The organism is Acinetobacter sp. 1424608 (genome assembly GCF_000588255.1).
GTDB classification, from domain to species: Bacteria; Pseudomonadota; Gammaproteobacteria; order Pseudomonadales; family Moraxellaceae; genus Acinetobacter; species Acinetobacter nosocomialis.
In genome coordinates this window covers 235,643-262,216 of record NZ_JFXL01000001.1, presented here as the reverse complement: position 1 = coordinate 262,216, position 26,574 = coordinate 235,643, and the positions used below count along the sequence as shown (strand labels likewise).

Genomic DNA, 26,574 nt, shown 5'->3' with positions numbered 1-26,574 from the left:
AAAGATGAGAACACTTCGATTGTAATAAGATTGACATGGAGTAAGTATGGATTTACTAAATACGGTTAAAAGTCGCTACACCACAAAAGCGTATGATCCTGAGAAAAAAATTCCTCAAGAAAAATTCAATAAATTATTAGAAATTTTACGCTTCACACCTTCTTCAGTGAATATTCAACCTTGGCATTTCTTGGTGGCTGACAATCTTGCTGCTAAAGAACGCATTGCTAAAGCCTTAACAGGGCGATATGCCTATAATGCTCCTAAAGTTCTTGAGTCATCACATACGCTTGTATTTTGTACAAGAACAGATATTTCACCCGAATATTTAAATCAATTACTTGAGCAAGATGATTTAAGCGGTCGATTTAAAGATGAAAAAGCAAAACTTGGTCAAAAAGATACACGTCATGGCTACGTTGAGTTTTATCGCAATGAACAAAAAAATTTATTTGGCTGGATGGAAAACCAAACTTTTATCGCTTTAGGACAACTACTTTTTGCAGCTGGTCTTGAAGGCATAGATGCAACCCCAATGGGTGGCTTCGACGAAGATGTTTTAAATGAAGAATTTGGCTTAAAAGAAAAAGGCTTACGTAGCTCTGTCATTGTCTCACTTGGCTATAGAAGTGAAAATGATTTCAATGCGAAGTTGCCAAAATCTCGTCTGCCAGATGAAGTTATTTTTACACATTTATAAGATTAGCAGAGTTCAAAAGAACAGTCTTTTGAACTCCTATTTCATAGCTAAGGCTAAACAAACCAATCCACTTATTCCCAAAATCGTTCCTAAAATCGTTGGGAGTTTTAATTTTTCTTTATATAAAACTACACCACAAACTATTCCAAGTAATACCACTAAAATATTCATACTTGCAAACACAATCGCTGGTGAATCTTTAAGTAAAATATGTGCTTTAACATACAAGGCAATGTTTGAAAAATTAAGTACACCTAGTATTAATCCAGCCACAGTATTTTTAAAATTCCATGCTGACTTTTTTTGGAATAATAAATAAACTATTGATAATAGAAAGGCTGTAATAAAAATCAGATTCAAAGTTAACGTAAATTGTAGCCCCAAACTACTCGTGTATTTTAACAAGACATCTACAGCAGCATAACCAAACCAGACACTCATTAACGCAAGAATTGCCTTTTTCGATTGATGGCCTGAAGTGCCATTTATCTGTCCAAATACGATTAAAATAACAGCAAAAATTCCTAAACCAATACCTAATAATTTAAGAGAATTAAACCGTTCTTGAAAAAAGAAATAAGCTGCTAATAAAGAAAGTACCACTGACAATCGCTGAGCAATTTCTGTTTTGACGATACCGGCATGCTCTAAGGATTTCGAAAGACATAAAAAAATACTCGGTAAAATGATGCCTAAAGCAACGATTAGCCACCAAGGCATGTGTTGTATAGAAATATGCTGAATATCTGGCTTAAACCACCAATAACATAACAAGCTGGCACTTGCATAATTCCATGCAATCATTTGCATGGGTTGATAGCCCTCTTTCTTTAAATTTTTTAGTAATACAGACACCAGAACACTGCACAGCGCCGCAGCAAATATTAATATCATTTGCGAATAACCTATTAAACTGAATTTTCAAGAAAGCGAGATGCACTACAAATAACTGATTATACTTTTTATATTTTTAAAGCCATAAAAAAACCAGCCATCACTGACTGGTTTTTCTAAGCTAATCAATTAACGATTATTTTCGTCGTCTTGACCATCTTCAAATTTAGAATCGTTGTCGAAACCGCCTTGATGACCACCGAAGCCGCCTTGACCACCGAAGCCGCCTTGACCACCGAAGCCACCTTGACCACCGAAGCCACCTTGACCACCGAAGCCACCTTGACCACCGAAGCCAGCGCCTTGAGCACCACCAAAGCCAGCGCCTTGACCACCGAAGCCACCTTGACTACCACCCTGAGCTGGGAAACCTGCACCTTGTGCACCTGCTGGACGTGGGTTACGAGCTGGAACAACTGTAGAAATTGCGTGTTTGTAAACCATTTGACTTACAGTATTTTTTAATAAAACAACATATTGGTCAAAAGATTCAATATGACCTTGTAATTTAATACCGTTAACAAGGAAAATAGAAACTGGGATACGTTCTTTACGGAGAGAATTTAAGAACGGATCTTGTAAAGTTTGACCTTTAGACATTTTTAACTCCAAAAAAAAATTTTTAAATCAGCGCAAAAAAACTATCTTTATTTTTCAACTAAAAATTATAAAAAGACAGTGTGCAAATTTTGCTTTATCCATAAGAGTTTCGCAAGTCTTCTTTCGCCTGCTTTATCGTCAAGTAAGTTTTAAAATCGTGTATTTCTTGCAAAGAACGTAACCACGTATATTGACGTTTGGCAAGTTGTCGTGTTGCAAATAAGGCTTTATCCTCCATTTCTTGCTTTTTTTTGAGACTCATATCACTTTTTAATAGAAATTCTAGAGCTTGTCGATAACCAACAGAACGCATAGAGGGTAAATTTTCATCTAAATCGTATTTTTCAATTAGAGATTCAACTTCACTCAAAAAACCGATATCCCACATTTTGCTTAATCTTTGCTCAATGCGTTGATGTAATTCTAACCGATCTGGAAGCAAAGCATAGTTATGAAATATGTATCGATATGGTACATTTTTTGGTTGTTCTGCCTGCAATTTGGTAATTGGTTGACCTGTAATACGATAAACTTCTAACGCGCGAATAATTCTTTGTTTATCAGAAACCTTGAATTTCACACCAGCTGCCGGATCTACTGCCACCAGTTCATCATAAACAGCTTGCCACCCTTCATTCGCTGCTTTTTCTTCAATTGCTGCACGAACATTTGTATCTGCGCTTGGCAAGTTACTTGATAATCCTTCTAGGAGCGCCTTGAAATACAGCATGGTTCCTCCTACCAAGATAGGAGTTTTGCCGCGTGAATGCATCTCGTCAATTAAAACACAAGCATCTTCAACAAACTGGGCAGCCGAATAGACCTCAAGTGGAGTAATAATATCTATTAAATGATGTGGATATAGCTCCTGCTCTTCACGTGTTGGTTTAGCCGTGCCAATATCCATGTCTTTATATACAAGAGCCGAATCAACCGAAATTAACTCAAAATCTCCACGCTCATAAAGTTCACATGCCAAAGCGGTTTTTCCGCTTGCAGTTGGTCCCATTAAATTGATGACGGGCAATTGATTTGACATGTAAAACTACTCTCCTCGAGCAAATAATTTATCTAGTTGAGATAATGGAAATGCACGCCAAGTTGGACGACCATGGTTACATTGACTGGCAAATTCGGTTTGTTCCATTTGGCGAAGTAAAGCGTTCATTTCTGAGAGGCTAAGTTGTCGATGTGCTCGCACTGCCCCATGGCATGCCATACCAGCTAACAGTTCATCACGCTTTTGCAATAATCCTTGAGCTTCATCATTTGGATCTAAATCATTAAGAAGTTCAGGAATAAGGTTTTCAAAATCTGCTTTTTGCAAAATAGCCGGCACACCACGCACAATGACTTGCTCATCGCCATATAAATCAATTTCTAGCCCCAAACGCTCAAGCTGAGGCTTTAAGTCTTCGACCCGTACCGCTTGCATACGACTAATTGAAATGACTTTAGGTATAAGTAACTGTTGAGATGTCCAAAACTCAGGTTTATCCCAAGCATTTTTCATTTGTTGCAGCAAAATACGTTCATGCGCTGCATGCATATCAACAATAATCAAACCTTCAGTATTTTGCGCCAGAATATAAATTCCATGCAGCTGAGCAATTGCGATACCTAATGGAAATTCATCTACTTTAGCAACTGGTTCAACATTTTCGTCAACTGAAAAATTGGTAGCAGGTTGATCACGTAATGGCGCCAAATAAGTCTTTAATGCATTATTTAACTGCGCAGAACCATTATATTTTGGAGTTTGTTCTGCATAGTGAACAGCTTGGGGACGACTATTATTAAAATCAGTTAAAAGCTCAGTCGAAGGTTGAGAACTATTCGGCTTATCTAGAGTTGTATCAACAGCTTGCTCTGTACGATGCAATGTGAATTGTTCTTGATATTTAGGCTGAGGTTGTACCGAAAGATTTTGAGTATCATCTACTTTCATGGCTTTTGCCAAATCAGCACTAGCGGTCTGAAATTGTGCTAGCGTTTCTTTAGCATAATGTCTGACAAACTCATGTACTTCTCGTTGATTTAGAAAACGAATCTCATGTTTCGTCGGATGAACGTTAACATCAATATTTTCAGGGTCGACTTCTAAGAAAAGCAAATAAGATGAATGCTGATGACCATGTAAAATACCGTCGTATGCCATTCTTAAAGCATGTGAAATAGTTTTATCTTTCACAATTCGGCCATTTACATACACATATTGTAAGTCTGCTTGAGCACGTGCATCAGAAGGATGCCCTAGCCAACCTGACAAACGCATGTTAATACTTTCGGCATCGATCCAGTAAGCATTTTGAACAAACTGTTGACCCAATAATTGCTGTACACGCTGAAATCTCAATTCACCGCTATCTGCTATTGGTAAATTAATTCGAATATTGTCATTGTGCTCAAGTACAAAACGTATATCAAAATGTGTTAGAGCCAAACGACGTACAATTTCTTCAATATGCCCAAATTCAGTGGTTGGTTTTTTTAAAAATTTACGGCGAGCAGGGACATTAAAAAACAGGTCCTGAACTCGAATATGAGTGCCCTTTTGTGCAGCAACAGCTTGGACTTGTTGATGATCAAAGGCTGTACCATTCACCTCGACCTGATGGCCAATTCCGCTTTCATCTTGGCTACTGGTTAAAGTCAATCGTGAAACTGCAGCAATAGAAGCAAGTGCTTCACCACGGAAACCTAAGCTAACAATCGCGTGTAAATCTTCTGCTGTTTTAATTTTACTGGTTGCATGACGCATCACTGCCAAGGATAAGTCATCAGGATGAATTCCATGTCCATTGTCAATAATTTCGATTAATGTTGAGCCGCCTTGTGCAATCCGCACAATTAACTCGGTTGCACCTGCATCAATTGAGTTTTCTAATAATTCTTTTACGACCGATGAGGGACGTTCAATCACCTCACCAGCAGCAATCTGGTTGGCTAACGCGGCGTCTAATGTATGAATACGACGTTGTGTTAGCTTTTCATCAGTCATGAAGCTGTTCCTGCAAAGTCTGGTACAAATGCTCTGTTGGTAAAGTTAAAGTGACGAAACGATTGAGTTCATCATCTGATTTTTGAATATCAATAACGATATCAGCCTCAGGGATTTCGTCTCCACCTTTTGATGGCCACTCAAATAAAAATAGTGCATCCTGAATATCTAAATAATCACGGATTCCCATTAATTCAAGTTCGTACGGATCATTGAGACGATATAAGTCAAAATGAAAAATTTCTTTATTATTGATTTTATATGGTTCAACCAACGTATATGTCGGACTTTTAACCGAGCCTTTATGCCCCAGAGCTTGCAAAAAATAACGGGTTAATGTCGTTTTACCGGCGCCCAAATCTCCAATCAGATAAATCACGCCAGCTTGAACATGCTGCGCCAATGCCTGAGCTAAACGCTGGGTATCTTCTTCATGATTTAAGACCATTTTCAATGAATACGACATAACACACATAACATGATTCAAAATAATCGATATGATACCATTGCCCTGCTTTAAAGCCTACTTAAGTGCTTAAAGTTGGCTTTTTTTACATCACATTTATTAAATATTGACACACTTTTATGTCTAGCCCGATTGAATTTTTCCCACCTATGATTGATGGCGTAAGCGCAAGCCAAGTCTATCTTCCTCCACAAACGACAGCACAAACCATCTATCAATTTCTTTGTGAAAACTTTCCTCATATAACAGCAATAGAGTGGCAGCAACGTTTCCAAGATGGACTTATTTATGCAGAAAATGGCGAAAAATTAACATTAGATAGCCCTTATATAGCAAACACGCATATTTTTTATTACCGATTCCTTGCTAACGAAGTACATGTTCCCTTTGAGCATCAGATTTTATTTGAAAATGATGACTTGCTTGTTGTAGATAAACCCCATTTTTTAACGATTAGTCCAACAGGGCAATATGTACAAGAAACATTATTAGTCCGATTAAAAAAGCAAACTGGCAATGAGTTTCTAACCCCAATCCATCGATTAGACCGTGAAACTGCCGGTGTCGTTTTATTTTGCAAACGACCACAGTCACGTGGAATTTACCAACAGTTATTTGCAGATCGTCAAGTCAATAAGATTTACCATGCTATCGCTGCCTATAAAGCTGAATTAAAATTTCCTCAGAATTTAAAATTGTATTTAGATAAAGGTACACCCTTTTATACAATGCAGGTGATTGCACATACAAAAACCAATACCGAAACTAAAATTGAGCTGCTTGAGCATAATCAATCTTGGGCTAAATATTGTTTAACACCAACCACCGGCAAACAACATCAACTCCGTGTTCATTTAAATCATTTGGGAATTCCGATTAAAAATGATCCGTTTTATCCTATAGTTCAACATAAAGCCGATGATGATTTTTATCAGCCTTTACAGCTTCTAGCTAAGCAAATTTCTTTTATAGACCCCCTAACAAAACAGGAAATGGTTTTCAATTCATACTTTGAATTGACACTGTAATCTCATCGTAATGACAAAAAGATTATTTTTTATGCTGAAAGACATTGAAATTACATTCCGATGGTTTAAAATAAATCCCTAAAAATTAAAAATCATTTGGTTTTGTTATTCATGCGAAAAACAGAAGTTTATCAGGTTCGACTTGACTCCCAAGAGAAAAAACAAGCTTTTGCTGTTTTTAAACAATTGGGAATTACCCCTGCCCAAGCGGTACGACTGTTCTTTAAACAAGTCGTCTTGACTAAATCTATTCCTTTTGCTATCGAAAATCAGAACATTAATATGGAACAATTATTAAAACTGAGAAAAGCAAAAGCAACTTCATTAAATCAGAACCCTTCAAATTTAAATGAAGATGATGACCATGAAGATTTATTTGAAGAGCTAAATGCACTATTAGGTGAAAGTGACAAAACTTAACGGTGTTGCATTTTTAAACAACTTTTAACGTCTATTGGCGTCTTTTTTAGTTATGCTCTCTTTGTAAAAATATAAACATAAATACAAGGAGCGCCTAATGATTGTAAGACGAGCGACCTACGAAGATCTAAGTCAACTTGCTGTTCTATTTGATGAATACCGTCAATTTTATGGTGCATCTTCTAATCTTGATGAATCACATCATTTTTTAAAACAACGTTTTGAGAATAAAGAAAGTGTGTTTTTCATCCATATTAAGGATGAAAAAATCACAGGTTTCGTTTTGCTTTATTTAGGTTTTTCTTCAGTTGCTTGCTCTACTTACTATATCTTAGATGATGTCTATGTTACCCCTATGTTCCGACGTCAGGGTTCAGCAAAACAGCTCATTGATACAGCTATTTTATTTGCAAAACAAGAAAATGCTTTACGTATTAGTTTAGAGACTCAAACGAATAATCATGAATCTCACCGCCTCTATGAAAAAATGGGATTTATTCGAGACAGTGAATTTCAGACATTCCATTGCTTTCTTAAATAATATTTTGAGCGAGTTGCTTTTCCTGCTCCGACAAATATACCCAATCCCCTTCCTCAATCTCTGGTAAAACCAATTGACCGATTTGATGTCGATGTAATTTTTCGACTTTATTGCCAACAGCTGCAATCATTCTTTTTACTTGATGATAAACGCCTTGATGAATGGTCATTGTTAATTGATGAGACCCTAGCAGTGCTACATCTGTCGCAGCAAACACAGCTTTTTCTTGGTGTAAATTAACCCCCTGAGTAAGCATTTCAATTTGCTCAGGTGTGACTGAATCAATAGTCGTCACATGATAAACCTTTGGGACGTGTTTACGAGGATGAGTTAAAGCTTGTAAATATTTACCATCATCAGTGAGTAAGAGTAAGCCCGTTGTATCTTGATCTAAGCGGCCAATTGCTTGTACACCCCGTTGAATCATGATTTCAGGCAATAAACTAAAAACACTTTGATGATGCTGAGGATTGTGTGAGCACTCAAAACCTTGCGGCTTTTTTAAAGCGAGGTAAACTTTTTCCCGATATTGATAAGTTTCCCCAAACAAAGAAAATTCTAAATTTTCAGGAGAAAACTGTTTTTTGAGATCAGTGACAATCTCTCCCTCAATACTTACAGAACCATTTTTTATTAACTGCTGGCAATATTTACGTGAACCAAACCCTTGTGATTGCAAAATTTTTTCCAGCAGCATAAAGCTTTCTCTTTAGAACTAAACCATTATTTTAACTCAGTTTCAGAGCTTTATTACGTTTTTGCTTTATCAACTTTGTTCTTAACTTCCATCATCTTCAAATTATTCTTCAAATTATTCTTCAAATTATTCTTCAATGACTCGATAAATTTTTTCGTTTTGCTCACTTTCAAATAATAATTCTGTTGTAGGCAAAATGATCTCATTATCCACAATAATATGTTCGATACGCTGACTTAACTTTAAAGGCTCATTTTCATGTTCAACTAAATTTTTCTTCAATTGTGCTTTCGCATCATAAATTTTGTCGAACTGATCTTTAATCTTGATATCTATAATATCCATATGGCTGACCCTGTAGTTATAAGTATTGATTATTTTTTATATCATAATCTCTCAAACGAATGGTCTTTTAAGTTGTTAATTTATATAACATTGTGACCAAGCGTAACTAAAAATAAAACTCCTTATCATTGAGACATATACATTAATTTTTTTCTTGAAAACGCTTCCTTTACACTATTCCACGTTTAAAAAGCCCTCACATTTTGGCTCTTAATTATTATACAATTCAAATTATTTGCTTTTCTTGCCGCTTCTCATGCTCGCCCAATTTGATGTTAATTTAGTTGTCTTATTAGTTCTACTTATCTGCGGTTTACTAAGTCAAAATGCAGCTGTAACGATTGCCGCAGGCATCTTAATCGTCATTAAAATCACACCGTTAAATCAATTTTTTCCTTATATTCAAGCTCATGGTCTTAACCTAGGAATTCTCATTTTAACCATTGGCGTACTGACTCCAATTGCCAGTGGTAAGCTTAGCGGAGAGAGTATTTTAAAATCCTTTATAAGTTTTAAATCTTTGCTGGCTATTGCTATTGGTCTACTTGTGGCTTGGCTAGGTGGACGTGGTGTGAAACTTATGTCAAGCCAACCTGATGTTGTGGCAGGCTTACTTATTGGTACAGTTGCGGGCGTTGCTTTACTCCGAGGCGTCCCTGTTGGTCCCCTGATTGCTGCAGGCTTGCTGTCCTTATTCATTGGTAAATAAAATTATAGATATTAAAAAGGTGCTTAATCGCACCTTTTTAACACTTAAGCTCAATTAATTTTTTATCCAGAATAATAAGCATTACGTTTTAAAGAGAACTTTTCTAACTGCTTTAAGAAACCTTCAAAGTAGCTCTTCTCTTTTTCTTCAGTTCGATAACCTGCATACAATGTACGTCTTAAACCCGCTGGAGAAACACAATCTAGACGGCGGCTAGTCACCCAACCCTTCTGTTCGTATTCATTGACTACCCAATCTGGTAAAGCAGCAATGCCTCGACCACTCGCTACAAGTTGAATCAACATTTGCGTTAAATCTGTAGTTCGAATCTGTTTTGGTTGAATATTTGCCGGTATAAATAGTTTCGACATAATATCTAAACGGTGCTTATCTACCGGATAAGTAATGAGAACCTCTTCAGCTAAGTCTTGAACTGTAATATGTTCAGCACGAACCAATCGATGAGTATTTGATAAAACCAAACGCGACTCATATTCAAAAATTGGAAAATACTCGATTCCTTTTAATGCGATCGGATCGGCTGTAATAAGTAAATCAAACTCACCATTTTGTAAAAGCTCATGTGGATTTGCTTCAAAGCCCGAAGCAAAGTCTAAGTCTACGTCTGGATACTGCTGTCGATATTGATTTAATAAAGGCATTAACCAGTCAAAACAGCTATGACATTCTGAGGAAAAAATAATTCTGCCTGTTTGCCCATGAACAATTCGCGTAATGTCGCTTTGTGTGATCTGAATTTGTGGTAATACATCATCAGCCAATTTGAGTAAACGCTGTCCAACATTTGAAAAACTAACAGGTCTACTTCGACGATTCACCACTTCTACACCATACCAATGATCTAATTCTTTTAATTGGTGAGAAATAGCAGACGGTGTTAAACACAGATCATTAGCAGCCGCAACAAGTGAACCATGTTCACGTAAAGCAACCAAAGTTTTAAGATGACGAATTTCTAACATGGGCAAAAGCCTGAACAAATAGATTTATCTATACATTTTTCAACTTATCTGTTGTTTGACAGCAATTAGATTCAGTTTAGATAAATCACTATTAATGAACAGTATTCATCTTATCACAATATTAATTAATTTGTCTCAACATGAACTTTACTTAATTCTTTTTATAAGAAATGAATTTTCATAAATATAAAGATAAATATTTTTATTAAATAGAAATTAGTGAACCTTTTATATAGACAAAGAAAAAGGCCTCATGGCCCTTTTCATTTCATCATTGTGCTTTTGCCTTAGGAAATGCCTGCTCAAAATCGATGAGCTTAAAGCTTTTTACCAAGTCATCTTGCCCATACGTTACTTCATAAGAGGTTTCTTTCCCACTAAAATATGCTTCAGTTGGTGTTCCAAATACCTCCCATAACCCAAATGAGGCAACATCTGCTATGCCATGGCCAAATGCACGGCTTACTTTAGCCCATTTTGGATAACCTTGCTGGAAAGTATAAATTTCGACTCTTGTACCATCACGATATTCGGAAAGTACAGGTGCTCCAAACTCGGCAATAACATAATTGCGAGAACTACCCGGATTTAAAACATTTAAATTTTTTTTACTGGGTTGATTCCCCGCCATAAAGACTGAGCAACCAGACATAGATAACATAACCAAGCCCATAAGGCAGGCAATACTTAATTTTCTCACGATTTAGATTCTCTATTTCTTAAATATTTATACAACTTATTGTAATGCCTAAAGTATTACGTGCTTATCATATATAATTTAATAAAAACTTTCGATAAATTATTCAATATAAAGATAAAATGTTATTAGTTTAAATATGCAAACTTCCTCTCGAGATTCTAGTTTTTTATTATTTTGATCTCTTTTTTCCCTTATACTTTCTTTTTTGAGTTTCCTTTTATTAATTTATTATGGCGTCACCCCAATCCCCTTCATCTTCTCCTCAAAACTACTCGCTCTTCTTGGCAATTTTTTCACTCGCAGTAGGCGGTTTCTGTATCGGCACTACAGAATTTGTCGCAATGGGTCTTATTCAAGAAATTGCACACAATTTAAAGATCACAGTACCTGAAGCCGGGCATTTTATTAGCGCTTATGCATTAGGTGTTGTAATTGGCGCCCCGATTATTGCTATTTTGGGCGCTAAAGTTCCTAGAAAGACTCTATTGCTTTGTCTCATGCTGTTTTATGGTATTGCTAATGCATGTACAGCTTTAGCACATACACCAGAAACAGTTCTAATTTCTCGTTTTATTGCGGGATTACCTCATGGTGCATATTTTGGAGTCGGTGCCCTTGTAGCTGCTGAACTCGCAGGTCCTTCAAGAAGAGCTTCAGCTGTTGCACAAATGATGATGGGTTTAACAGTTGCTACTGTTATTGGCGTACCTTTAGCAACATGGTTAGGCCAACATTTTGGTTGGAGAGCAGGTTTTGAATTTTCAGCAACAATTGCATTTTTTACTTTAATTGCTGTAGCTTGCTTTGTACCAAATATTCCAGTTCAAGCTACTGCCAGCATAAAAACAGAATTAGCTGGGCTTAAAAATATAAATATGTGGTTAACCCTTGCAGTCGGCGCAATTGGCTTTGGGGGCATGTTCTCGGTATATAGCTATGTCTCACCTATTCTCACTGAATACACTAAAGTTAATATCCAGATTGTTCCTATTGCATTAGCGCTGTGGGGCATCGGGATGGTGATTGGTGGGTTAGCCGCGGGCTGGCTTGCAGATAAAAATCTCAATAAAACTATTGTGGGCGTACTTATTAGCTCAGCAATTGCTTTTGTTGTCGCAAGTTTTCTAATGAGTAATATCTATAGCGCAATTGGCTCTTTATTCTTAATTGGCCTAACCGTGATGGGTTTAGGTGGGGCTTTACAGACACGCCTCATGGATGTTGCAGGTGATGCCCAAACCCTAGCAGCTTCACTTAACCACTCCGCCTTTAATCTTGCTAATGCTTTAGGTGCTTTTTTAGGTGGTTGGGTACTGAGCCATCAGATGGGCTGGATTGCACCGATCTGGGTAGGTTTCGTACTAAGCCTTGGTGGTCTTATTATCTTGCTCATCGCATTTGCTGTAGAAAAAGCAACTCAAAAAGCCTGATTCTCATTAGGCTTTTTTAATAAAAATACTAATCTGTTAACTTTTCACCACAGTGTGGACAATAGCATTTCTTCTCTCTCACAGATTCTTTCTCTTCTAATACTTTTTCGCGCATAATTTGGATAATTAGATTATGCGCTTGTTCTTTTGGTAGCCCTACTTTTTGTCGAATACGTTCTATTTCAACTTCATCATGCATGATGTTAATACCACGCACTTGAAGTAACTCACGAAACTCTTGTTCAAGGCGCTGATTCCGTTGGTTCAGTTCATTGGCTAAACCGGAAGCTAAAATACCAGCCGGTAAAGCAGCAATCCCTACCCCTAAAATTGTAATTAAAGCTCCTAGTAGTTTTCCTAAGCTGGTCACAGGTGTGACATCGCCGTATCCAACTGTGGTTAAGGTAACGACCGCCCACCACATTGCTTTAGGAATAGAGCTAAACGCTTCTGGTTGCGCTTTATTCTCAACCACATAAATACCAGAGGCAGTCATAATAATCATAATGATTAAAATAAAAATCACTGCCTGAAAAGAACCTTTTTCTCGCTTAATAACACATAGCAATATTTGCAAAGAAATAAAATAGCGAGTTAATTTTAATAGTCGAAGTAATCGTAAAATTCTAAGCATACGAAGGTCTATTCGTACAAAGAAATTTAGATACGCAGGCAAAATTGCCATGAGGTCAATCAGTGCCTCTCCGCTTTTCATCCATGCTAAACGCTGCTTCCATGCAGCTTGTGTCGGATCACGCTCTACTACACTCCAGAGGCGTAAGAGGTATTCAACACTAAAAATTGCAATTGAAATATTTTCAAAGTAGTCAAACCATATACGATAGCTGTAATACAGATCATTTACTGTTTCTAGCAATACCGCAATGACATTCCCAATAATTAAGAAAACCAAGAAGTAGTTAATACACCTACTCACTATTGTTTCGTAATCATGATCATGAAGGTTGTTATAGAAGAATTTACGTAATCTCTTCCAAGCTAAAATTCGCATACAGATCTGAGCCACATGATATTGAACATATATTAAGCTCACATACTTAAATTCACCACTATAAGGACTAATAAAATATTTTATTAATTGTATTAACTAAACAATCATAAATAATATTTCATATTTTCTAATTATATTTTAATGAGCAGCAACATATCTAAACTCATTTTCTTCCCACCATTGCACATCATAAATACCTGCATGTGACTTCAAAATGACGTTAATATAATTTTGAAGCAGCATAATATGGTGAGTAATATCTAATTTTCTAAAAAGAAATCTTCTCAAAATTGGCGTATTTGGTGAAATGAATATCGCAAAGCCATTACTATATTCTTCATAAACACTAATACCGATATACATCGTGATCTCAGGTAATGGTACTTCTATTTCCCACCCCCAGCGTTCAGCATTTAATTCAATACTTAAGTGATATCTATTTTTCAATATACTATAAATATACTGTGCAATATCTTCCGTTTTCTGTACTAACGTATTTCCGTCTTCTGCTGATAAATTTTGATCATATAGCTGATAATCATCAAATTTAAATTCAACAATTGTCTTTAGCATTTTTAAGTTCCATATATAAAATACCCATGTTCTTTTTAATTATTTTTAAGTTCATTCAATTATTTTAAAGCAAAATCTTCTTTAATATCTAGCGTTATATTTATTTTTACATTTTATAGGAATAAAACTTGATTAATTCATTACTTTAATAATTAAAATATGCACTAATTCTCATTAAAATAAAAAAGGAGCTGAATAATCAGCTCCTTTTTTGTACTAAATCGACCTATTAAGTCAATTGAGCAGCAGCAATTTTCTTAGTATCTACTTTATCAGCAGCATTTGTATATTCGCCCATTTGGTCGAAATTCAAATATTTGTAGATGTCAGCAGACATACTGTCAATTTGAGCTGCATATTGTTGGTATTCTTCTGGAGTTGGTAATTTACCAAGTACAGCAGCAACAGATGCAAGCTCAGCAGATGCTAAGTAAACGTTAGAACCTTGGCCTAAACGGTTAGGGAAGTTACGTGTAGAAGTCGAAACAACAGTTGTGTTCGGCGCAACACGTGCTTGGTTACCCATACATAATGAACAACCAGGCATTTCTGTACGCGCACCAGCACGGCCATAAGTGTTATAGAAGCCTTCTTCCATTAACTGATGTTCGTCCATACGTGTTGGTGGAGCCAACCATAAACGAGTTGTTAATGAACCGCTTGGTACTTTCTCAAGTAACTGACCAGCAGCACGGAAGTGACCAATGTTAGTCATACAAGAACCAATGAATACTTCATCAATTTTGTCGCCTTGAACGTCAGAAAGAAGTTTTGCATCATCTGGATCATTCGGGCAGCAAAGGATAGGTTCTTTGATTTCTGACAAGTCAATTTCATACACTTTAGTGTATTCAGCATCTGCATCAGCTTTAAGTAAGCTTGGGTTTGCTAACCATTTTTCCATGTTTTCAACACGGCGAGCCATAGTACGTGCATCACCATAACCTTGTGAAATCATCCACTTAAGCATTGTGATGTTAGAACGTAAGTACTCAGCAACTTTCTCTTCAGAAAGTGTGATTGCACAACCAGCAGCTGAACGTTCAGCAGAAGCATCAGAAAGTTCGAATGCTTGCTCAACTGTTAAGTCAGTTTCCATTTCTGTTAAGTCGATTTCTAAGATACGACCAGAGAAGATGTTCTTCTTACCTTTTTTCTCAACAGTAAGATCGCCTTCTTTGATTGCATAGTAAGGAATCGCATGTACAAGGTCACGTAAAGTGATACCAGGCTGCATTTTACCTTTGAACTTAACAAGAACTGATTCAGGCATATCAAGTGGCATTACACCAGTTGCAGCAGCGAAAGCTACAAGACCAGAACCTGCTGGGAACGAAATACCAATTGGGAAACGAGTATGCGAGTCACCACCAGTACCTACTGTATCTGGAAGAAGCATACGGTTTAACCAAGAGTGGATAATACCGTCACCTGGACGTAAAGATACACCACCGCGGTTCATGATGAAGTCTGGAAGTGTATGTTGCATTTGTACGTCAACTGGCTTTGGATAAGCAGCAGTGTGACAGAAAGATTGCATTACCAAGTCAGCAGAGAAGCCCAAGCAAGCTAAGTCTTTTAACTCGTCACGAGTCATAGGACCAGTTGTATCTTGAGAACCAACTGTAGTCATCTTAGGTTCACAGTAAGTACCTGGACGGATACCTTGACCTTCTGGGAGACCACATGCGCGACCAACCATCTTCTGAGCTAAAGTGAAACCTTTGCCAGTGTCAGCTGGTTGTACTGGAGTACGGAATAATGTAGATGGAGCTAAACCTAAAGCTTCACGTGCTTTAGCAGTTAAGCCACGACCAATGATCAAGTTAATACGACCACCAGCACGTACTTCGTCTAAAAGTACTGGAGTTTTAAGTTCAGACTCAGCGATTTGTTCGCCATTTTTGAACGCAGTAACTTTTGCAGCAGCATGATCGATTTTAAGAGTAACTTCGTCACCCATGTTCATGTTAGAAACATCGATCTCTACTGGTAATGCACCAGCATCTTCCATTGTGTTAAAGAAGATCGGTGCAATTTTACCGCCTAAACACACACCACCGTCTTTTTTGTTTGGAATGTGAGCGATTTCATCACCAAAGAACCAAAGAACAGAGTTTGTTGCAGATTTACGAGATGAACCTGTACCAACAACGTCACCTACGTAAGCAACTTGGTTGCCTTTAGCAATGAGTTCTTTAATTTGGCTTAATGGACCAACTTCACCTGGTTTTTCAGGGTTAATACCATCACGCTCGTTTTTCAACATTGCGTTTGCGTGTAATGGAATGTCTGGACGGCTCCATGCGTCTTGAGCTGGAGACAAGTCATCAGTGTTTGTTTCACCTGTTACTTTGAACACAGTGATTTTGATTTCTTCTGGTACATCTTTACGACTAGTGAACCATTCAGCATCAGCCCAAGACTGTAAAACAGCTTTTGCATTAGCATTGCCAGCTTTAGCTTTATCAGCTACGTCATGGAACGCATCAAATACAAGTAATGTTTTTTTCAATGCTTCAGCAGCTAAGCCTGCTAATTCAGCATCATCTAGAAGCTCAACTAAAGGCGCTACGTTATAGCCACCAAGCATCGTACCTAGTAAATAAACTGCACGTTCTTTAGAAACTAGCGGAGATGTCGCTTCGCCTTTTGCAATCGCTGCCAAGAAAGCTGCTTTTACGTAAGCTGCTTGGTCAACACCTGCAGGAACACGGTTTTCAAGCAAATCAACCAAGAATGCTTCTTCACCTGCCGGTGGGTTTTTTAATAACTCAACAAGTTGAGCAGTTTGAGCATCATCAAGTGGCTTCGGTGGGACTCCGAGTGCGGCACGTTCAGCAACGTGTTGGCGGTAAGCTTCTAGCACGGTGTTCATTCCTCTTTTTTTAAAAAATTACTTGTAAATTCCAGCTTTCACAAAGCTTCACAAGTAATATGGACTACAAAATTTTACTAGAGTTCAAGCCAAAAGTTAATGAGCGCGGGGTGTTTCTCCGTGATGCCCATTATTTTGTAACTAAATACCCCTGTATAAATAATGATCTTAATGACTGGTTTATGATGCGGTATTTTGAATTTAAAGAACACTCCACCTTAGTGGAGTGTTGACGATGTATTAAACACTTAGAACTTTTTATAGTTTGGCATTTTGTCGTGTGGTGTAACCAAGCACTCATCTGCCATTTGTTTTCTAATTTTTTCTTGCAGGGCTTCTGGATTAATTTTTAATTCATCTTGTGGAATAGCATAAACTTTTTCAATAATATTCAAGATGAATTTTTTGGTGTTCTCATCTTCGATTTTATTTGCATGTTCAATCGCTTGAGACTTTTCAATTGCTTGCTGACGGTCAAATACAATACTTCTAGCCGCATTCCCAACACTGGTACAGAAGCCATGCCATTGTTCTTCAGGTGTTAAAGGTTTTTTCTCTGTACAGCCGACTAACAACATTCCCATCAAAACAAATAAAACTTTTTTCATCATTACTCTACACAGACTATGCTGCCAACATCATACTGAATCTGACAGAGTTTGCAAAAACTGCTATAAAAAAACCGAGATATAAACTCTCGGTCCTTTATATGTAGTGTGAGAAATACACATTTCTTAATTTAAATTAATTAAAAAACTTAATATCAGTAGGTGTTGATATTTTTGCAGCATCTCCAACTGATTTTAAGGTACCGTTTTTGGCATCAAAGCGGAACAAACTAATATTATTAGTAAAAACATTTGTTACATACAGATATTTACCAGTTGTATCGAATGAGAAAGCACGTGGTTCAATGCCATTAGCTTTATAAACAGTCGGTTGAGCCAGCAATCCATCCTCTTGAATTTTAAATACGAGGAGTTTGTTGTCTGAGCCACGATTAGCAGCGATCACATATTTGCCATCTGGACTAATAATAATTCCGCTTGCACTCTTAAATTCAGGCGTTTTGTCTTCATGAACTAGCTTTAGCTCAGCAGTTTTCTTCAAATAGCCATCTTGCACATTAAAGGTCACAATTTCACTTCGCATTTCGGCGGTAACATATGCATGCTTACCATCTGATGAAAAGACCATATGACGCGGACCAGAGCCATGGTTAAACGTCACATCTCGACCGTTATCCGCTTCGAGTGGTTGCGTTTTGTTTGGGTTATAACGAAAGACATAGACTTTGTCATTCCCAAGATCACTTGCATATAAATACTTACCATCCGGACTAAAAGTTGTCGAATGAGCATGTCCACTCTCTTGACGCCCCTTAACATGACCAGAACCTTCCGAAAAAACAATATTTTGTACCATTTCACCCAAATGCCCATTCGGCAAAATTGGAAAAACAGCCACACCACCACGACCTTTATCAAATGCCGAATAATTCGACACAAACAGGAATTTACCATCTAAACTAATTGAGGCATGAGTTGGATGTCCACCATGACTATTCACTGTGTTCAAAACCTCTACCTTTCCGTTTTGAACCGATAGTGCAGTGACTTCTCCTAAATTTTCTTCATTTGTTGTATATGCAAAACGACCATCTTTAGATTTCACAATCCAAGATGGACTTTTCATTTTTAACACTTTAACCGGAGTTAGAGTCCCGTCAGCATTAACTTGCAATTGATATAAACCTTCACTGGCCTTTTCCGGTTTTTGAACAAGTGGTGCATCAGGAATCGATGTCCAAGTTCCTACTAAAGCGATTTGTTGTTCTGCTGCATTCACTGTGGAGCCCCACCCAAGTGACAAAAAGGACAATGATAATGTTGCTGTTAATTTCTGAATGAGTCCACGATATTTAATATTTGTATCGTTAACCTTGCTATCTCTAATTTCAACACAAGTATCTTTTTCCACTGGCATTTTTCCTTGAAAAATTTACCTTATTTGCAATTAACAACAAGGCATTATCAATCTAATTTCATTTAATGATTCTGAAAATTAATTTATAAAACCGCAATTTTCAAGTGAATTTTCTTTAATCAAAATCCTTTTTAAAGTGGGATTCCTGCCAAAAGAATTGATGATCTACATGATTAATATTTAATTTTTTAAAATAGTATAGCGTTAATAAAATAAGAGCCCACTTAAAGTGAGCTCTTAATTTATACATCTAGAAACGCCAATTGTAGAATAAATCGATCGCTCGTTCTAAAGACTGACTTGCTTCTAAATATAAACGGCGATTCATTTGATAACGCAGCGTAAGTTTATTGACTGGCGTAAATACCCCGACACCATAACGAATAAACAAATCAGGCGTAATATATCCAGTTAAGCTTACCTGAGTATCATCACCCGTACCTTGTGCATCTAATGCAAGACCACTTAAGCCGAAAGTACGTCCAATTTGATTCGTGAAAGCGCGTGTACCGCCCAAGCCCATACTAATACCAGCAGCAGCGATTGTATTGTTTACATCAGATTTAAAACCTTCCGCATTACTTAAACCGCTTGAGCCTTCATTAATACGACCTGTCACTAATGCATTTAATGCTTCTTGTTCAGATAAGCCCGCATCGTTATAAACTTGGATGTTTGGTGATGATGCAGTACCTGTAACACGAACGCCAACCATACTACCCTGAACATTTTTATTTGCATCTATATCTAAAGTTGGGTTTGCCAATGGGCCATTGAAACGGGCAATAGCACGGTTTAAATCTAAGCTTTGACCATAAGCTTCAATTTTCACCTTTTGACTTACACCAATAGCACCCATCGCGCGCATTGCCGTTTCATAACCACGCTGAGTTAAGTTCAAACGACCTACTAAAGGAATATTACTGTTAAAGCCTTGGAAGATAACTTGATTACCAATATTTACCGAAATATCGGCACGGATATCCCAAGGTTTTGCTGCACGTAAAATTGCAAGTGGATCTTGGCCTTGACGGACAATACGAACATCTGAAGATGTATTAATGACAGGTGCTGTTGTTTCAGGCATTGAAATACGTGCACGAGGAACATCTACCGACCCTTTCAAACTTAAACGTTTGTCGAAAGGATACATATCGAGTGTCAAATTCGGATTTGCAATAGCTGTAATTAATGGGGCTTGACGTACGAGTAAGTTATCACCTTTTAAGTTCAACTGTAGACGTGGAGAATCTTTCCAATCGAAACTACCTTTAAGTAAACCTACCCCTTGTCCACTGTTAAATGCGCCATCAATTGTTGCCATATCCTGACGAATAGATGAATACACTTGTACATTGGTTAAGTTCACTGGCAGGGAAATCATACTGATTGCCCCATTTTTCAAACGCATCTCACCCGTAAATTGCGGTTGGGTTAATGTACCATTTACTTTACCTGCCAAGGCTAAAGTACCACTCATTGAACGCACATCTTGAATAAATGGTTTTAAAACTTTTAACTGTACATCATTAAAGGCGACCTCACCATGCATTGGCATAGATGGTTGGTATGGATTAATAATGACATTCGCGTATCCGGTACCAATATCTGGTGTTTTTACATCAACACGGAACAATAGACCATCTGAAATGCTTTTCGCAATTACACTCAGCTCATCATAAGTCAACGTGGTTGGCGGATCTTGAGGGTCTTCTGCTGCTAAACCTAGTTCACCTTTTCTGGTTACTAAGCGTGCATCAAGTTTAGGATGTCCACCATTTACCCAAGACGCTTTAGCATAACCATTGAGTTGACCCGTCATAGCCAAACCTTCCGGCATAAATGCGGCAAAATCTCCTAAATCCAGATTTTGGGTAATAAATGAAATATTGCCTTGTGCTTTACTCACACGTACAGGTTGGTCAAGGCATAACTGACTATTTCTACTTTGCCAGCAATGCTGCCCAACATATAGCTCAGAACGTGCTGATGAAAACACAACAGGCGCATTTTGATTTTGCGCTAAACGAATTCGACGCGAATCAAAACTACCTTTTTGAATTTGGCCCAACCAATCATTATTTTGGTTAAAACCGCCTGCTAACTGCACATAAAATTTAGAAATATTATTATTTGCCTGAACTTTTAATAAGTGTGCTTTTCGTGTTCCAGTTAAATTGACTTCAGCAGACTGGATTAGACGGCTACCACTACGTAAATTATCAAGCTTTGCTGTGAGCTGAGTTGGAGTTGTTTCGGAAGTTGGTAGTTCACCCTGTACACGCAGTTTTTTAATGCTCACTAAATTATTGAAAGCAAAGTTATCAACTGCAATATTAGCTGTAGCCTTCAAACGCGGCTGAGATTGAACACTCAAATCTCCATAAGCACGACCACTTAGACCCGGATACAACTCATAAAGCGCAGGCGCATTGAGCTTGATTTTTAAATTCTGTGCATTACCAGTCGCCTGTAACTGGTTTTGTGCATACACTAAAAATAGATTATTCGCTTCAAATTGCTGAGGTAAAAAGCCCTTTTGGTTCGAATCCATAAGTACAGATAAGTTACCTTTACCTCTCACTGGCTTATTATTCAAAAATCCTGCAAGGTTCAATTGCTGAATATCAATACGCTTTAACTTATCAGACCAAACACCTTGCGTTTTTACATTTCCTGAAATTTCGCCTTTTACACTAGAAACAAAATATTGAGGTTTAAAACGCACAAGCGAACTATTGATATCCCAAGCAATACGATCTTTTAAGTTTAATGATCCAGTCGCGTAGATTTTTCCAGCCACACCATCATGTTGTAACTGACTAATTCGAATAAACTCTGGAGTACCAGCAAGAGAGAACTTTAATAACCCATTAGCCTGATTAAGTGCTTTTAAAGATCCATCATAATTCACTGCAAAACCTTTAAAACCACCACCGGCTTTAACATCATTAAATAATAAAGCTGCCGTACTTTTCCCAGCTAACGCAACCGTTTCTTGGTTTGCTTGAGCCAACTGGCCTTTTAAATCAATTTTTTCAAGTTGAATGATTTGTTGATTTGGCTTGGCAAAACCACTTGCTTTGATTGATCCATTAAGTAAGTTTACCGGTGCAGCTGCATGAATACTTTGTGGATTAAAGTCTTTAGCATTTAATAACGCATTCCATGCCAACTGACGTTTTTCGGTAGGTAATAAAACTTTAGCCTGACCTGTGAGGCTCCCTTTTTGAGCCGCAAAATTAAAACTAGGAACATTAAGAATATTATCTTTAACATTCAATGTTGCTAAATATTGTCCAGCTGGCAATAAGGTTTGTTCATGCTGATATACTTTAGTTGCCACTTTAATATCTTGCTGACCATCCCGCAAAGTCAAATCTACTTGACCACTATCACTGCTTAACCAACCTATATATGGCATAGCACGATCTATTTTGGACCAAGCCACATTCATAAACATTGGCTGTGGTTTTTTATTCTTTTCAGGTGCTTGATTTAATTTAAGTTTCCAAGACTCATAGCGGTCAAAGTCGACATTAGCAAATACTTCCATGCCTTTTTCTAAAGAGCCAGTTGAAGCAACTGCAGCATCTAAACTTGGCGGTAAGAAGTCCTGAACGACTTGAGGGATAGCTTTATCTTTAGGATTAACATGATCTAAACGACCTTTTACATCCCAAGTGACATGATCTTTCCAGTTCACCAAACCTTTAAGGTTAACTGCACCTTTCATGACCTGACCATTAAAGTCTGTAATATTCAGCTGATGAACCAAATCAGTATTCATTAAGGCGTTGTATTGGCCTTCTGGTAAATTTTCACCTTTTAGATCTGTATCAAGTGCCAAGTTAAGTTGCTTAACATCCCCCTGAAACTTGATCACACCATTTTTAGCAAATAATTTTTGTTCAACCAGTAAAGGCAAGTGATAATTTTTAAGTAACAATGCACCTTTCATTGGTACTTCATGGCGAACAGGATGTAAAACGACCCAACCTGTTAATAAATCTGGTGTTGTCGTTGCTACACCGGCTTGCAATGTATCTAAACTTCCTCGAGCTGCCACTTTAATATTTTGGATGTTTAAACTTTTTAAAGAAGGAATTCTTAAATCTGCTGTCGCATTCAGTGGATATTTACCACTAAAGTCCATATTTCCTGTTGCGTTATGAACAGAAAGATACCCCATATCCATACTTGAATTTTCAAATTTCAGTTTTGTCTCTGACCACAAAGCATCATTTAGATGAACATCATGGAAATTTACGACAGAACCTGAATTTTTAATTTCTAAATGATCGACATCTCCCACATCTACACGAAGTACAAATGGTAATTTAATGGGTTTAAACTCAAATGGTTTATCCGATGGCGGAGCTTTGTTAATAATAACTAGGTTACGGACATCTGCATTGCTCAAATGCACTTCTTTTTCTAATATTAAAGAACGCCACCCTAACCGTACATCCGCTCTATCTAAAGTAACGTCAACTTCTTTTAACTGAACAATAATATTTTTAAGAATAATTCCCCGAAGTAAATTACCCCCTTCATATTCATATTTAATGACTTGCTGAGCTTGTAAAACACGGTCTAATAAAAAACGGCTTCCACGGTCAGTCGACATCATAATAATGATGGAAGCAACAAGTAATAAAAGTATGATTAATATTGTCAGCAAAAAGCTACGCAAAATGCGTCGCTTCTTAGGAGAGCTAGGTGCCGAAGTGGGCTGCTGTTCTACTTCCGCCATAAAATAAACCTAATAAAATTTTATTTTTAAAGTTGTGGACCAATAAAGAAATGCAAACGAATCGGATGATTATCATCAGAAATACCTGAAGCCACATCTAAACGAATTGGTCCAATTGGGGACTTCCAACGAATACCGACACCAACACTGTAGGCAGTCGGGTTACTAAAATTCTTATCGTAAGCATTACCAAAATCAGAAAAAACAGCTGCTCGCCAACCCTCTTTGAATTGATAGTTATATTCTAAAGAGCCTACTGCTAGAGCCTGTCCACCAATCTTATATCCATTTTCTTCGGGTGAAAGACTTTTATAATCAAAACCGCGAATTGTCTGGTCACCACCAGTAAAGAACCTTAAATTATAAGGAACTTTATCAAATTCATCGGTAAAAATATAACTAAGATCAGATCGTCCCACAAACTGATGGTTATCATTTTCACCTAGAGAATAAATAAATCTCCAACCTGCTGTTGCAATCGCCATATTAGCATCTGAAAGCAAACTACTACTTCCCAGTTCTAACTTATAGCTTTGTTTAAATGCTTTCGTTGGATTTAACCTTGTATTACTTGAGGTTTTAGAAGTTTCATAACCAAATAATAACGCTTCTTGCTCTGATGCGGCTGTTTTAAATGCATCTGGCAACTCAGAAATATCAACATTTCCTTTTTGAGTCAGTCGGTCCAGACGGTAACGAACCCCAATAGTATGTTGCCAATTGCCTAAAGGTTTTTTAATAACTCGCTCACCACCCAATACGGCAGATTCAGTTAATAAACTCACATCAGGACCGATATTATCTCTAGTCTCGCGCTCATAACCACCTACAATGTTAAAATAATCATTTAATGGATGCTTATAAGGAATACTATAACGGCCATCTATAGACTGACGAATTTGTGAAAGTTCAAAGTTGGCATCAAAGGAGTGCCCATATTCGTTCACAATCGAACGACGATATTGACTACGTAAACGAGCTCCCGTATCAGTACCATAACCCACACCAGTTTCCAGACTATTCAATTTGTCCGCATTTAAAGTCACAATAACCGGAATCCGTTTTTCTTCACGAGCTTGGGCTTGTAAACGGTCTTGTTCCGACTCTTGCTCTGCATGATCTGCTGCTGCGGTTTTCAAAGAAGCTGGAGCTGCAGCTAATTGTACATTTTCAGTTCCGGCAAATTGTTTTTCGTCTACCACATTTTGACTAACCTCTTTACTAGATGAGGCTAATTGTCGTGCTTTAGCAAGCTGTTGTTGCTCTGGAGAAAGCAATTTTGATTCATCAATGGTGACATTTTGCTGATCGACTAATGCTTGTAAATCTGGGGGTAACTCAAGCGGCTTCTCAATTGGATCAGGTTTAATTGAATCGACCAGCGTGTAGTTAAAATAGCGAGAGTTCGTCAGGTTGTTGGCTAAAGCATTTACACGCCAGAATGTGTAGTCATCGCCCTCTTTCCAAGGTGCCATACTCTCAAGAATATTTAATTTGATTGGCAAGGGTTTTGAAGGATCACTCATACGAAACTCAACCTTACCTAGCTTATATCGCTCACCCGTTTCATATTTGAGGTTAATATCTGCTTTGTTTTCAGGTTGGCTTACTTTCACATCGTGTAAACGCCAGTAGGCATCAAAATATCCATTATTTGTTGCGGCATCGACAATTCGACTTTTAGTTGTTTCATACAGACCATGATTAAAGATATCACCCACATCTTGGTCTGGAACTAAACGAATAACTTGAAACTGTGGTTGTTTTGCACCAGCTCCACTGAATTCAATATTTTGTTCATTAATTCGTACTGGCTCATTTGGAGTAACTTTAACTCGAACACGGCTTGCACTTAATTTTTCAAAACGAAACTCAGCATTGTAATACCCCACCGCTTGAGCGGCCTGATTGCTTAGGCTCCTAAGTTGAGGCAATGCTGAATTAAAATCTTCAAATGATTCTTGAGTAAATGTAGATAATTTACCTTTGATATTTTTAGCCAAATCGTCTGGAGCACCCGTAACCTCAGCAGTAATACGAGGTATTTGCTCCATCGGAATCACACGCGGTGGACGAATTTTATTAAATATCCGTTTAAAGAAACCTTTCTCTTCCGGCGGCTCTTCAGTAGCAGCTGTAAGCTCAGGTAAAGTTTTTCCAGTTTCATTAGCTTCGACTACAATCTTACTGTCAGATTGAATCTCATGCATGAGTTGGTCAATATTTACAGGCGCCTGATTAATTTCATGTAATTCTGCTTGTGATGCATCATTCACTAACATTTCTGGATGTTTTTGCGTGCCATTTTGAAAGTTCTGAGCTTCAGTTTTTGCCTCTTCTGCTACCCGATAAATCTCATTTGCCATATTCTGGTCAACAGGCATCACGGGTAAATCTTCGAGGTTATCGAGCGTAATTGGCTTAAATTCTTCAATCTGATTTGGAAATTGTTCTTGTTGTTGCAATATAGCCAAGCTATCTTGTTGCTGCTGTGCTTGAGTTACCAGAGTAGCGACATCAGTAATCGGAACATCATTTTGGTTATTTGTATTTGTTTGTTGCAATGATGGATCAGTTACTGACTGGTTTGCTACCGGCGTTACGGTCTCAGCTGAACTTTGAGCATAACAAGGATTAACACATAAACTTAACAATAGGCTGCTACAAATAAGTTTAGGTATACTCTGCATTTTTAGGATTAAATGCATAGAGTGAGAAAGAGTTGACTGTTTAAACTTAATTTTAGAAGGCATGGAAAACTCTAAACTTATTTTTTAATAAACGCACCAATATGAGGATAAAACTCACTCGAAACCATTGATTTTTCATTTAATCAAGCGTTAAAAATATCATAC

22 protein-coding genes are annotated in these 26,574 nt (G+C 37.4%); 6 read left to right on the top strand and 16 right to left on the bottom strand.

The window, feature by feature from the left end; all coding sequences use genetic code 11:
* Positions 1-46: 46 nt before the first annotated feature.
* A complete protein-coding gene (gene nfsB / locus J678_RS05980) occupies positions 47-700 on the top strand; it encodes an oxygen-insensitive NAD(P)H nitroreductase (protein WP_004708144.1) in 654 nt (217 codons plus the stop codon).
* A gap of 36 nt (positions 701-736) precedes the next feature.
* Here the strand turns inward: nfsB and J678_RS05975 are convergent, their stop codons facing one another.
* The 5 genes from J678_RS05975 to tsaE form a co-directional block, all read right to left on the bottom strand.
* A complete protein-coding gene (locus J678_RS05975) occupies positions 737-1,594 on the bottom strand; it encodes a DMT family transporter (protein WP_031997414.1) in 858 nt (285 codons plus the stop codon).
* A gap of 129 nt (positions 1,595-1,723) precedes the next feature.
* Entirely contained in the window at positions 1,724-2,194 is a 471-nt protein-coding gene (gene hfq, locus J678_RS05970; RefSeq protein WP_024433679.1) for an RNA chaperone Hfq, read from the bottom strand.
* 94 nt (positions 2,195-2,288) lie between these two features.
* On the bottom strand, positions 2,289-3,233 hold the full coding sequence (miaA, locus tag J678_RS05965) for a tRNA (adenosine(37)-N6)-dimethylallyltransferase MiaA (protein ID WP_017393264.1): 945 nt from the start codon (positions 3,231-3,233) through the stop codon (positions 2,289-2,291).
* A gap of 6 nt (positions 3,234-3,239) precedes the next feature.
* Complete coding sequence (gene mutL / locus J678_RS05960) at positions 3,240-5,195, bottom strand: DNA mismatch repair endonuclease MutL (protein WP_032027193.1); 1,956 nt, start codon at positions 5,193-5,195, stop codon at positions 3,240-3,242.
* Positions 5,188-5,661 (bottom strand): tRNA (adenosine(37)-N6)-threonylcarbamoyltransferase complex ATPase subunit type 1 TsaE, encoded by a 474-nt coding sequence (gene tsaE, locus J678_RS05955; protein WP_002049012.1) that lies wholly within the window; start codon positions 5,659-5,661, stop codon positions 5,188-5,190. The genes mutL and tsaE overlap by 8 nt, the downstream gene beginning before the upstream one ends.
* Positions 5,662-5,780: 119 nt before the next feature.
* Here tsaE and J678_RS05950 point away from each other — a divergent pair, with 119 nt between their 5' ends.
* The 3 genes from J678_RS05950 (at position 5,781) to J678_RS05940 (ending at position 7,650) form a co-directional block, all read left to right on the top strand.
* Positions 5,781-6,689: a pseudouridine synthase gene (locus tag J678_RS05950; RefSeq protein WP_017393266.1), complete on the top strand. Its 909-nt coding sequence runs from the start codon at positions 5,781-5,783 to the stop codon at positions 6,687-6,689.
* 111 nt (positions 6,690-6,800) lie between these two features.
* Positions 6,801-7,109, top strand: coding sequence for a type II toxin-antitoxin system RelB/DinJ family antitoxin (locus tag J678_RS05945; RefSeq protein ID WP_002049033.1), 309 nt, complete (start codon positions 6,801-6,803; stop codon positions 7,107-7,109).
* A gap of 97 nt (positions 7,110-7,206) precedes the next feature.
* Complete coding sequence (locus tag J678_RS05940) at positions 7,207-7,650, top strand: GNAT family N-acetyltransferase (protein WP_002049009.1); 444 nt, start codon at positions 7,207-7,209, stop codon at positions 7,648-7,650.
* Here J678_RS05940 and J678_RS05935 read toward each other — a convergent pair.
* Together J678_RS05935 and J678_RS05930 are read right to left on the bottom strand one after the other, a co-directional pair.
* The gene (locus J678_RS05935; protein WP_017393267.1) at positions 7,643-8,347 is read right to left on the bottom strand and encodes a pseudouridine synthase; all 705 of its coding nucleotides are present in this window, start codon (positions 8,345-8,347) and stop codon (positions 7,643-7,645) included. The two genes, J678_RS05940 and J678_RS05935, sit on opposite strands and share 8 nt — an antisense overlap.
* A gap of 126 nt (positions 8,348-8,473) precedes the next feature.
* Positions 8,474-8,692, bottom strand: coding sequence for a hypothetical protein (locus tag J678_RS05930; RefSeq protein ID WP_002049030.1), 219 nt, complete (start codon positions 8,690-8,692; stop codon positions 8,474-8,476).
* A gap of 256 nt (positions 8,693-8,948) precedes the next feature.
* On the opposite strand from J678_RS05930, the gene J678_RS05925 reads away from it, so the two are divergent.
* Entirely contained in the window at positions 8,949-9,401 is a 453-nt protein-coding gene (locus tag J678_RS05925; RefSeq protein ID WP_002049035.1) for a DUF441 domain-containing protein, read from the top strand.
* A 62-nt stretch (positions 9,402-9,463) separates the two neighbouring features.
* Here the strand turns inward: J678_RS05925 and J678_RS05920 are convergent, their stop codons facing one another.
* Together J678_RS05920 and J678_RS05915 are read right to left on the bottom strand one after the other, a co-directional pair.
* Positions 9,464-10,384, bottom strand: coding sequence for a LysR family transcriptional regulator (locus J678_RS05920; protein WP_017393268.1), 921 nt, complete (start codon positions 10,382-10,384; stop codon positions 9,464-9,466).
* A 271-nt stretch (positions 10,385-10,655) separates the two neighbouring features.
* A complete protein-coding gene (locus J678_RS05915) occupies positions 10,656-11,084 on the bottom strand; it encodes a hypothetical protein (RefSeq protein ID WP_004708124.1) in 429 nt (142 codons plus the stop codon).
* A 230-nt stretch (positions 11,085-11,314) separates the two neighbouring features.
* Here J678_RS05915 and J678_RS05910 point away from each other — a divergent pair, with 230 nt between their 5' ends.
* Positions 11,315-12,514, top strand: coding sequence for an MFS transporter (locus J678_RS05910; RefSeq protein WP_017393270.1), 1,200 nt, complete (start codon positions 11,315-11,317; stop codon positions 12,512-12,514).
* Between the two features lie 28 nt (positions 12,515-12,542).
* On the opposite strand, the gene J678_RS05905 is transcribed toward J678_RS05910, so the two are convergent.
* The 7 genes from J678_RS05905 to J678_RS05875 form a co-directional block, all read right to left on the bottom strand.
* Positions 12,543-13,526, bottom strand: coding sequence for an ion transporter (locus J678_RS05905; protein ID WP_017393271.1), 984 nt, complete (start codon positions 13,524-13,526; stop codon positions 12,543-12,545).
* A 138-nt stretch (positions 13,527-13,664) separates the two neighbouring features.
* A complete protein-coding gene (locus tag J678_RS05900; protein WP_002049000.1) occupies positions 13,665-14,099 on the bottom strand; it encodes a hypothetical protein in 435 nt (144 codons plus the stop codon).
* A gap of 229 nt (positions 14,100-14,328) precedes the next feature.
* Positions 14,329-16,968, bottom strand: a complete 2,640-nt coding sequence (locus J678_RS05895; protein ID WP_025466133.1) for a bifunctional aconitate hydratase 2/2-methylisocitrate dehydratase — start codon at positions 16,966-16,968, stop codon at positions 14,329-14,331.
* A gap of 257 nt (positions 16,969-17,225) precedes the next feature.
* Positions 17,226-17,588 (bottom strand): hypothetical protein, encoded by a 363-nt coding sequence (locus J678_RS05890; RefSeq protein ID WP_079377511.1) that lies wholly within the window; start codon positions 17,586-17,588, stop codon positions 17,226-17,228.
* Positions 17,589-17,721: 133 nt separating this feature from the next.
* Entirely contained in the window at positions 17,722-18,957 is a 1,236-nt protein-coding gene (locus J678_RS05885) for a lactonase family protein (RefSeq protein ID WP_031944634.1), read from the bottom strand.
* Positions 18,958-19,213: 256 nt separating this feature from the next.
* Positions 19,214-23,719, bottom strand: coding sequence for a translocation/assembly module TamB domain-containing protein (locus J678_RS05880; protein WP_017393276.1), 4,506 nt, complete (start codon positions 23,717-23,719; stop codon positions 19,214-19,216).
* A 26-nt stretch (positions 23,720-23,745) separates the two neighbouring features.
* On the bottom strand, positions 23,746-26,472 hold the full coding sequence (locus J678_RS05875) for an autotransporter assembly complex protein TamA (protein WP_016804188.1): 2,727 nt from the start codon (positions 26,470-26,472) through the stop codon (positions 23,746-23,748).
* Between the last annotated feature and the right edge of the window lie 102 nt (positions 26,473-26,574).

Coding starts and splice junctions, on each gene's coding strand:
- nfsB (WP_004708144.1), top strand. CDS start 47: ATGGATTTACTAAATACGGTTAAAAGTCGCTACACCACAAAAGCGTAT.
- J678_RS05975 (WP_031997414.1), bottom strand. CDS start 1,594: ATGATATTAATATTTGCTGCGGCGCTGTGCAGTGTTCTGGTGTCTGTA.
- hfq (WP_024433679.1), bottom strand. CDS start 2,194: ATGTCTAAAGGTCAAACTTTACAAGATCCGTTCTTAAATTCTCTCCGT.
- miaA (WP_017393264.1), bottom strand. CDS start 3,233: ATGTCAAATCAATTGCCCGTCATCAATTTAATGGGACCAACTGCAAGC.
- mutL (WP_032027193.1), bottom strand. CDS start 5,195: ATGACTGATGAAAAGCTAACACAACGTCGTATTCATACATTAGACGCC.
- tsaE (WP_002049012.1), bottom strand. CDS start 5,661: ATGTCGTATTCATTGAAAATGGTCTTAAATCATGAAGAAGATACCCAG.
- J678_RS05950 (WP_017393266.1), top strand. CDS start 5,781: ATGTCTAGCCCGATTGAATTTTTCCCACCTATGATTGATGGCGTAAGC.
- J678_RS05945 (WP_002049033.1), top strand. CDS start 6,801: ATGCGAAAAACAGAAGTTTATCAGGTTCGACTTGACTCCCAAGAGAAA.
- J678_RS05940 (WP_002049009.1), top strand. CDS start 7,207: ATGATTGTAAGACGAGCGACCTACGAAGATCTAAGTCAACTTGCTGTT.
- J678_RS05935 (WP_017393267.1), bottom strand. CDS start 8,347: ATGCTGCTGGAAAAAATTTTGCAATCACAAGGGTTTGGTTCACGTAAA.
- J678_RS05930 (WP_002049030.1), bottom strand. CDS start 8,692: ATGGATATTATAGATATCAAGATTAAAGATCAGTTCGACAAAATTTAT.
- J678_RS05925 (WP_002049035.1), top strand. CDS start 8,949: ATGCTCGCCCAATTTGATGTTAATTTAGTTGTCTTATTAGTTCTACTT.
- J678_RS05920 (WP_017393268.1), bottom strand. CDS start 10,384: ATGTTAGAAATTCGTCATCTTAAAACTTTGGTTGCTTTACGTGAACAT.
- J678_RS05910 (WP_017393270.1), top strand. CDS start 11,315: ATGGCGTCACCCCAATCCCCTTCATCTTCTCCTCAAAACTACTCGCTC.
- J678_RS05905 (WP_017393271.1), bottom strand. CDS start 13,526: ATGCGAATTTTAGCTTGGAAGAGATTACGTAAATTCTTCTATAACAAC.
- J678_RS05900 (WP_002049000.1), bottom strand. CDS start 14,099: ATGCTAAAGACAATTGTTGAATTTAAATTTGATGATTATCAGCTATAT.
- J678_RS05890 (WP_079377511.1), bottom strand. CDS start 17,588: ATGATGAAAAAAGTTTTATTTGTTTTGATGGGAATGTTGTTAGTCGGC.
- J678_RS05880 (WP_017393276.1), bottom strand. CDS start 23,719: ATGGCGGAAGTAGAACAGCAGCCCACTTCGGCACCTAGCTCTCCTAAG.
- J678_RS05875 (WP_016804188.1), bottom strand. CDS start 26,472: ATGCCTTCTAAAATTAAGTTTAAACAGTCAACTCTTTCTCACTCTATG.